Consider the following 8,720-nt stretch of genomic DNA (forward strand, 5'->3'; position numbering starts at 1 on the left):
TTGCGCTCCGGTAATTTGCCCGCCAGTCGTGAGGGAAGACTGGCGGGCCAGAACAATTACTGTGGCTTCTTCATGGAGTCGGACTGCATCGTGTCCTGTTTCATGGCATCGTTCTTCATCGCTTTGTCGTCATGTTTCTTCATTTTCTTTTTTGTATCGCTATGCATGGCATCGCCTTTCATGGCGTCATGCTTGCCCATGGAATCCTTCTTCATAGTGTCAGACTTCATGGTGTCGGTTTTCATCGCGTCTTGCGCGAAAGAAACCGGCGTGAAAGATATAGCGGCAAGCAGGGCGAGCGCCGGAAGGACGATGATGTTCTGTTTGATGGTCATGACGATACTCCTGTTCATCTGGGCGCCAGCGGCGCGTAACGGGAGGAGTTTCGACAGGCAGAGGCAAATGGTTACACCGATCACGGCGATGTGATCACCTCATTGGAAGATGTAACCTTTTCCGCTTCTTTCACGAATATGCCGGTGATTGGGAGTTGTAACCTGACCTATTCGAACGAAGAGAGGTTGAAAAAAACTGATGATACTGGCGCTCGACGGAGACAAGGCAGCCTATCGGACCTTGCTTGAGGATCTGTCGCGCCGACTGAAACCTTATTTTCTACGGCGTCTTTTCGGCGATAAATCGCAAGCGGAGGACCTTATTCAGGAGACTTTGCTGGCGATCCATACCCGACGCATAACCTATGATCGAGGCATGGCGTTTCTACCCTGGGTGAATGGAATTGCACATCACAAGCTTGTCGATCATCTACGCCGTCACGGGCGTGAGACTGCTACACCTCTGGAAGAGGATGTTCCTGTGTCCGATGATGCTGAAGCCGCCGATGCGCGCATGGATGTGGACCGGATGTTGAGCAGTGTTTCCGAACGCACGGCAGGTTTGATCCGCAAAGTAAAAATCGAGGGACAATCCATAGATGAAGCCGCACGTGACACCGGCTTGAGTCAGAGCGCGGTCAAAGTCGCCATCCACCGCGGTCTTGCAACAATAGCGAAAAGATTTGGAGGCAAAGGGCATGACCGATGATCTGATCGACAAGCTGACAGCAGATGTCAAACCGGTTGGCCCTCACGCAATGCGCCAGCTTTTCTTGCGCTATGCGACGGGAGGCATTGTAGGCGGGCTTGCGATTATGCTGGTTTTCCTTGGCGTGCGTCACGATTTGTTGTTGGCGATGACGACGACAGCCTATTGGATGAAATTCGGCTACGCAGTCCTGCTTTTATTGATACTGATCCCCGCATTATTCACCTTGTCGCGGCCCGTTCGCACGGGATTGCACTGGTTGCCGCTGGCCATACTTCTGGCTTGTCTTGCAGGCGCTGCATCAATCCAGCTGCTGAACGCCGAGCCCGGACAAGCAGAGGTGTTGATATGGGGGCGGACGGCGTTGGTCTGTCCATGGTTGATTGTTCTCATAGCTCTTCCCATGCTCGGGTTTCTGCTTACTGCCATGCGGCGACTTGCTCCGGCCGATCCTGCTCTGACCGGTCTTGTCGCCGGTATCGTTGCTGGCGCAGTAGGAGTTCTCATCTATTCACTACACTGTCCGGAATCCGGGATGCCGTTTATTGCAATCTGGTATACGCTCGGCATCGCAATCATGGGTTTTTTGGGCATGATTGGCGGGCGCGTTTTACTCAAATGGTAAGACCTGAAAGCGCACAGCTTCTATCCTGGTTTGAACCAGTAACAGACCTCTCACTGGCGAGTTAACTGCTAGCCCCGGACGAGTAGGCTTTGATCTTGGTTGAAACACGGCTTTGCCGTGCGCTCTGCATAACGGTGGCGGAACCTCGTCGTCTTCAAAGCAAACATGGTGAATTAAACTCACTGGGCAATAACGGTCAAAAACATTTTGGATTCTCCCCAGAATGCGTTAGCGTCTTCGCAGTTCCGTGGGAGGACCTTATGAAATGCAGTGGGGGAAGTAATCTGCAAAAACTTCCCGCTTAGTCGTGGTGTCTGCACCATGGCAAAATCTATTGGAGTGAGGAGGAAATATGCAAATCTTTAATCGGAAAACGACTGTTTCTCTGGCTACCGCATTGGGGCTTGTGTTCGGTGCTGCGCAAGCGAAAGCCGAGGAGTTTGTAAATATTCTGACCGGTGGCACCAGTGGCGTCTACTACCCGCTCGGCGTCGCTATGGAAAAAATCTATTCGAGCATTCCTGATGTGCGTCCCTCGGTTCAGGCGACGAAAGCATCCATTGAGAATATCAATCTCATCAACAGCGGTCGGGGTGAAGTGGCGTTCACGCTGGGCGATTCCCTGCGCGATGCCTATGAAGGCAATGAAGCAGCTGGTTTTAAAAAGAAGCTCACCAATCTGAGCACGCTTGCGGCAATCTATCCGAATTATGTGCAGATCGTCGCCTCCAAGGAATCCGGCATCAAGACATTGGCTGATCTCAAAGGAAAGCGTTTGTCCGTCGGTGCACCGAAATCGGGAACCGAACTCAATGCGCGCACCATTCTGGGGGCTGCCGGACTTTCCTATGATGATCTCGGCAAGATCGAATATCTGCCCTTCGCGGAATCCGTCGAGCTGATGAAGAACCGCCAATTGGATGCAACCTTGCAATCTTCCGGACTTGGCGTCGCCTCGCTGCGCGATCTTGCCAATTCCGTGGACATCAATGTGGTTGAGGTTCCGGCAGACGTTATCGAGAAAATCGGCGCACCGTATCAGGTCAACACGATCCCGGCGAATACCTATAGCGGGCAGGACAAGGATGTCGTGACAGCTTCCGTGATCAACTATCTGATCGTTCGCCCCGATATGGATGAAGAACTGGTTTACCAGATGACCAAGGGGCTATTCGAAAATCTCGACCAGCTAACTGCCGCCCATTCTTCCGCAAAGGCAATCAAGCTCGATAAAAGCACCATCGTGTCACCTGTTCCGGTTCATCCCGGTGCTCTGCGTTACTACAAGGAAAAAGGCATCGAATAGGCTGGCAGCAATCCTGCGCGGCGGTTGGTACCCGGGTGACATTCCCGGGTTCCTTCCTTTTTCTGACAGACGGTGTCCGATCCTTGTTAATCGGATCGCTCCCTTAACTGTTCATTTTAAATGCACAATCTGATGAAGGTTCGTTCATGACGCAGAGCGAGAACAGCGCCGTAGAATCGGCCGAGCATATTCCCGCCTGGGGCACAGGCACAGGCGCAAAAGTCCTGTTTGCCATCGCCGTGGCTTTTTCGGTTTTCCAGCTTTGGACTTCCGCTTATTCACCACTGCCAAGTCAGGTGGTCCGCTCCGTCCATGTCGGATTTCTGCTTCTGCTTCTCTTCGGCCTTTACGCCAATGCGAGCACAGTCGCTGCAAAGCGAGCGGCCTTCTGGCTGGCGGCCATCGTTGCTTTCGTGCTCAGTCTTTATCATTGGGTTTTCTACGAAGACCTGGTGATCCGGGCTGGCGAACCCAACACGCCGGATATCATAATCGGCATTCTCGTGGTCGCTCTCGTCTTCTGGGCGGGAAAAAAGATGATGGGTTGGACCTTACCTCTCATCTGCGCGATCTTTCTGGCTTACGGCTTGTTCGGACAATATCTCCCGCACCCGTTCAACCATCGCGGATATGATTTCGAGCAAGTGGTCGAAGTTCTCTTTCTGGGAACAGAAGGAATTTACGGCACGCCGATTTATGTCTCATCGAGCTATATTTTTCTTTTCATCCTGTTCGGCGCATTTCTCGAACGCGCGGGCATGATCCAACTCTTCAATGACATTGCCATGGGAACGGTTGGCGCGTCGCGTGGCGGCCCTGCAAAAGTTTCGGTGATTTCGTCGGCCTTGATGGGAACGATCAACGGTTCCGGTGTCGCCAATGTTGTGACCACAGGCGCTTTCACCATTCCGCTCATGAAGCGCTCCGGTTTCCGCCCGGCATTCGCGGGTGGTGTCGAAGCCGTTGCGTCTATGGGTGGCCAGATCATGCCCCCGGTCATGGGGGCGGTTGCTTTCATCATGGCTGAAACGCTGGGTCTGCCTTATGTTGAGATCGTCAAAGCGGCAATCGTGCCTGCTATTCTCTACTTCATAACTGTCTTCGTGATGGTTGATCTCGAGGCGCGTCGCCTCAAGATGAAAGGCCTCAATAAAAGCGAAATGCCAAGCGCTCTCGAAGCAATCAGAAAACGCTGGTTTCTGGTGCTGCCGCTCGTCGCATTGGTGTGGCTCCTTTTCTCCGGCTATACGCCACTTTTTGCAGGCACTGTCGGCCTCAGTCTGACCGCGCTCATCATTCTCGGCGTGCCGGTTTCCGGCTCGATGTCGATGCCTTTGCGTGTGCTGTTCTGGGTCGCGCTTGGCGTCATGTCAGCAGCAGCCTTCGGCACGACCTTCAACATTTTCGGCTATGCCCTGCGCGGTATTACGCTGATCATCGCCCTCGTTGTGCTGCTGGTCATGATAAATTTTCTGGTGCGCGGTGGTCGGGAAACGCTCGGTCTGTGTCTTCAGAGCCTCGGGGAAGGTGCCAAGAATGCGCTGCCCGTGGGCGTTGCCTGCGCGCTGGTTGGCATCATCATTGGCATTCTGGCGCTTACCGGAGCCGGTTCGACATTCGCTCGTGTGATTGTCAGCGTTGGAGAAAACTCACTATTCTTCTCGCTGGTGCTGACCATGCTGGCCTGTCTGGTACTCGGTATGGGCATTCCGACTATCCCAAACTACATCATCACATCCTCGATCGCTGGCCCAGCACTCCTTCACCTGGAAGTGCCGCTTCTGGTATCGCACATGTTCGTCTTCTATTTCGGTATCATGGCTGATCTCACGCCGCCTGTTGCGCTTGCGGCTTTTGCGGCAGCGCCAATCGCACGCGAGTCCGGCATGAAGATCGGCATGCAGGCGATACGTATTGCGGTTGCGGGTTTTGCCGTGCCTTTCATGGCGGTGTACGAGCCGGTCATCATGCTTCAGGAAGGGGGGCCTCTTTCGGAAACGCTCGGGTTCTGGCCTGCATTCGCCTATATGTTCATCAAGGCACTGCTTAGTATTCTGCTTTGGGGCGCAGCCGCTATCGGCCATCTTCGAACGCCGTTGAACATGTGGGAACGCATATGGGCTTTCGTCGCTATTGCGCTGATGCTCGCAACCTATCCCTATAGCGATGAACTCGGTTTTGCTGCCTGTGCAGCTTTCCTTGCATGGCATTTCTGGAGATCGCGACCTTCCGTCATCGCGTCATCCGGTTGATGGCGGTCTGCATTGCGACGGCTGGCGGCGTACTGAAAATCGCCGCCACGAGCTTTGTTCTCTCATGGACGCACAGCGTTGAGAAAGTGCCATGGCAGGAGTTCTGGAATGTTACGTCCCAGGGCTTGGTATTGTCAGAAGCTCGCATCAAAGGCTCTGGCGCAGGCATGGACCCACCTGCCGATGCCGTTCTTAAGGACGGTTGGTATATCTATCACCCAACCATCCCTCCGCGTCGTGAAATTGTTCTGGCTGCCTCAGGCAAGACGACTGGAGGCTGGACTTTCTGTTCGGAACAAAAATGTGTTGAACTTGGAAAGACGGAGGAGACACCGATCCATATCAAGTCGTGTAGTTAGGTTTTTTTACTTGAAATTCGCTCGTTCTGCTCACTTTAATGTGCGACGCCTTAATACAGGGAGCCTGTGAAACAGGGTCACGCTGGAATGAGACTAATGTATGGGCTGGGAAAGCGGGGGAGCCATGATTGGCTCCCCCGCTCCATATGCGGATCAGAGCAAGATTAGTGCCCAGAAAGCACAAGGGTCTGCACTGGCATCATCACGGCTTGTATTCGCAGGATCATGGCATGAACGAGCGCGGTTGCGTCGACGGCATGCAGGAATATCGACCGCAGCGTACCCGCTTCACCAGATTGCAGTTCCTCGTGATTGCTCGTGTAGGCATTGGCCACACAACTGCTACCCGGGGGTATGCCTGCAAGCTGTCCTTCGTAGAGAGGCTCCAGAGTGACTGTGATTGTTCCCGGTTTCGCCAATTGCTGGATGTCGACCAACTGATCGCTGGCCCGTACCTGTCCGCCAGCGATAACGTCTTGCACCTCGGTTACAACCATAGGGATAATCGTGAACGGCTTTCCGATACATGTAGCTTCAGCAATCATGCCGGGCTTCATGACTTGTGCCTCAATCTGTCCGAATCCTGCGATAAGAGCCGTTCGGCCTGCTGTTTCCGGCACCAGTATGCCAGCAGGGCGAAGCAACGGATTGACGACTTCACCTGCACGCAGGGTGAACTGTTGAACGGTTCCCGAAACGCCCGCCTTCACGATCGTTTTATTAAGTTCAACTTCCGCCTGCGCAGCTGCGGCCTCGGTGCTGGCCCTCTGCGCTGGAAGCAATGAGGTGATTTTGGTTTCGAGCGTCTGCTTGCTGGCGGTTGCGGCTGCCAGTTCGCTGCCTTTACCATCGGCTATCGACTGGAGACGTTCAATATCCTTGCGGGCGACGATGTTTGGGTTGCGGCGTTGCAGTTCAAGCTGCGTGTTTACATCGTTCTGTGCCTGAACAAATGCTATCTCACCTTGCTTGATACGGGCGTCGGCAGCGACAAGATCGCTTTTGGCGACAACCATCTCCGCATCGATTTCTGCAATGCGTTTCCGGGCTGTTTCCAGTGCGGCTTTTTGCTTGCTGTCATCGAGCTTGAAGAGCGCCTCGCCGGCTTTCACCTTCTGGTTTCGCGAGACATATACCTCATCGACACGTCCGCCTATTTCCGGAAGGATGGTAACGGTTCGAAATGCAGCCGTTACGTTAGATGTAGACGGATGGTAATAGAATATCATCGTAATCAGGGAAATTGTGAGGATGAGGCACGCCGTGATCCCCCATCTGAGTTCAAACCACATGGAATAGATTGTGATCTCGTGTCCAATTCGCTTTCCCTGGCCAAATCGACGGTAAAGATAATCTGGAAGTATGGTGATCATCGAACAAAGCAGGAATTCGAACATTATTTCTGCTCCTCTTTGTTCTGATCGAGGGATAATCCGGTGTCGGGTGCGGTTGTCGAAGCGGCAACATTTTGCGGCGTCGGTGATGCAGCCTGTGACGAAACATCATCGCCTGTCGTTGGGGCGGATGGCGGAATCGTCAGGTGAAGTCCTCGCCGCGCAATGGTACGCAGAGACCTTGCCATTGATGTTACCGGCGACAGGAAGTCTGGAAGATCCGTCATTGCCAGCAAAAGAGCTGCAATCCAGAAGAGCTGATTGTGGGTGAAGAGCGCTATCAAGCCCAATACAGCAACAAGCTGAATCTGAATCTTGTTCGTCTGATGAGCGATGTGTTCGGGGAGAGCATGGAGTCTCAGGTAGAGAATACCAGTTAAGAATACTACGCAGATAAGAAAAATAATGACGATGTTCAAAAGTACATCGGTTTGACCTGGGGGTGTTATAAATGCGGGTATGTGTCCGGCCGCTGCTTTATGCACGGCATCTGCTGATTGAACCATGTTGCCTCCAGCCTTTGTTTTTTGGCGTCCCATACGCTTCACCGGATGGTGGCGATAGAGAGCGCGGCTGTTCACCAACAAATGTGCCCGAAAAATGTCAGGCACTCCTTATTATATCAGATCGCAATAACGTTGTCGGAATTTCATTTTAGGATAGGGAAAATTACCAAATGCGCCGAGAACTATAAACAAAGTAAGCCATGGTTAGCCGCTTGGAGCCGAATATCGTCACGTTCATTATGATTCAGGCTCTTGTGTTCAGAGAAATGACAGCAAAGTCTTCTGCTTGTTTCGACGCTCAGGAAGCTTCTGCTGCTTCTCGTTTGATGACCTTTGGCATCCCTTCCGACTGGATTGCGTGAAGCGTATCACGCAGCGCTGAACCGAATACGCCATTTGTTAGCTTACTGGGAAGGATATCGGGACACACAGACGCAACCGCACGGATTATTTCCTCGGGCGTCTTGATATCTTTCAAGCCGGTCTGAAGCTCGGTCGCTTTGGGGTCATTCAATGGAACCGGGTGGCCGTCGTCCTCCTTTCGAGCCAGATAGGCGAGCCACGCAGCGAGAGCAAATACGAAGGGTCCGTACGGTTTGCCCGATGCCAGAGCTTCCAGGGCCGGGGTTGTGATGCGTTGGGGAAGCTTCTGTGTCCCATCCATTGCAATCTGTGCGGTGGAATGGGCTATAGCCGGGTTGGCGAACCGCTCGACAAGAGCCGCAGCATAGGCGTCGAGATCGATGGACAGTCCTTCTACAGTTGCCGCAGCGGCAGCAAGGTGACGACGGACGAGTACAGCATGATCCGGGTCGGCCATCACGTCTCGGACAAAGCTTTTATCCGAGAGCTGCCCGCTATAGGCAAGCATCGAGTGTGTCCCGTTCAGCATTCGCAGTTTCATGTTTTCATATGGGGCGACATTGTCGACAAAGAGGGCGCCAGCACATTCCCATTCCGGTCGTCCGGCACAGAATTTGTCCTCAATCACCCATTGGCTGAAAGGTTCGGTTTCAACGGCAGCGTGATCTTCTCGCCCCGTCAGCTCCACGGCGAGCTTGGCGGTCAGGGCATTTGAGGCTGGCGTGATCCGATCCACCATAGTGGACGGGAAGGCGACTTTTTCTGCTATCCAGCGCGAAAGCAGTCTTCCACCCGTTTGATCGGCGAATGCCAATACTGCGTCCCGCAATGTTGATTGCCACTGAGAACTGACCCAGCGTGGCCTGATATT

9 protein-coding genes are annotated in these 8,720 nt (G+C 53.4%); 5 read left to right on the plus strand and 4 right to left on the minus strand.

Annotation, left to right across the window (positions count from 1 at the left end; translation table 11 throughout):
• Positions 1–56: 56 nt before the first annotated feature.
• Positions 57–335 carry a pentapeptide MXKDX repeat protein gene (locus tag CES86_RS23365; RefSeq protein ID WP_012093432.1) on the minus strand — a complete coding sequence of 93 codons (279 nt, stop codon included), beginning with the start codon at positions 333–335 and terminating at the stop codon, positions 57–59.
• Between the two features lie 199 nt (positions 336–534).
• On the opposite strand from CES86_RS23365, the gene CES86_RS23370 reads away from it, so the two are divergent.
• From CES86_RS23370 to CES86_RS23390, 5 genes are all read left to right on the plus strand, one after another.
• Positions 535–1,044, plus strand: coding sequence for a sigma-70 family RNA polymerase sigma factor (locus CES86_RS23370; protein ID WP_040128595.1), 510 nt, complete (start codon positions 535–537; stop codon positions 1,042–1,044).
• A complete protein-coding gene (locus tag CES86_RS23375) occupies positions 1,034–1,669 on the plus strand; it encodes an NrsF family protein (RefSeq protein WP_010659282.1) in 636 nt (211 codons plus the stop codon). The genes CES86_RS23370 and CES86_RS23375 overlap by 11 nt, the downstream gene beginning before the upstream one ends.
• Positions 1,670–2,021: 352 nt before the next feature.
• Positions 2,022–2,975, plus strand: coding sequence for a TAXI family TRAP transporter solute-binding subunit (locus CES86_RS23380; RefSeq protein WP_010659281.1), 954 nt, complete (start codon positions 2,022–2,024; stop codon positions 2,973–2,975).
• Between the two features lie 146 nt (positions 2,976–3,121).
• The gene (locus tag CES86_RS23385) at positions 3,122–5,227 is read left to right on the plus strand and encodes a TRAP transporter permease (RefSeq protein WP_094515539.1); all 2,106 of its coding nucleotides are present in this window, start codon (positions 3,122–3,124) and stop codon (positions 5,225–5,227) included.
• Positions 5,227–5,586 carry a DUF1850 domain-containing protein gene (locus tag CES86_RS23390; RefSeq protein ID WP_094515540.1) on the plus strand — a complete coding sequence of 120 codons (360 nt, stop codon included), beginning with the start codon at positions 5,227–5,229 and terminating at the stop codon, positions 5,584–5,586. Before CES86_RS23385 ends, CES86_RS23390 begins: the two co-directional genes overlap by 1 nt.
• A gap of 164 nt (positions 5,587–5,750) precedes the next feature.
• Here the strand turns inward: CES86_RS23390 and CES86_RS23395 are convergent, their stop codons facing one another.
• From CES86_RS23395 to CES86_RS23405, 3 genes are all read right to left on the minus strand, one after another.
• Positions 5,751–6,983: an HlyD family secretion protein gene (locus CES86_RS23395; protein WP_010659278.1), complete on the minus strand. Its 1,233-nt coding sequence runs from the start codon at positions 6,981–6,983 to the stop codon at positions 5,751–5,753.
• The gene (locus CES86_RS23400; RefSeq protein WP_235820014.1) at positions 6,983–7,486 is read right to left on the minus strand and encodes a hypothetical protein; all 504 of its coding nucleotides are present in this window, start codon (positions 7,484–7,486) and stop codon (positions 6,983–6,985) included. The genes CES86_RS23395 and CES86_RS23400 overlap by 1 nt, the downstream gene beginning before the upstream one ends.
• A 298-nt stretch (positions 7,487–7,784) precedes the next feature.
• Positions 7,785–8,720, minus strand: a 936-nt coding sequence (locus CES86_RS23405) for a mannitol dehydrogenase family protein (protein WP_456263968.1), incomplete at its 5' end; no start/stop codon positions are given.

Origin of the sequence: Brucella lupini (assembly GCF_002252535.1) — a bacterium.
In the GTDB taxonomy this organism is placed as follows: Bacteria; Pseudomonadota; Alphaproteobacteria; order Rhizobiales; family Rhizobiaceae; genus Brucella; species Brucella anthropi.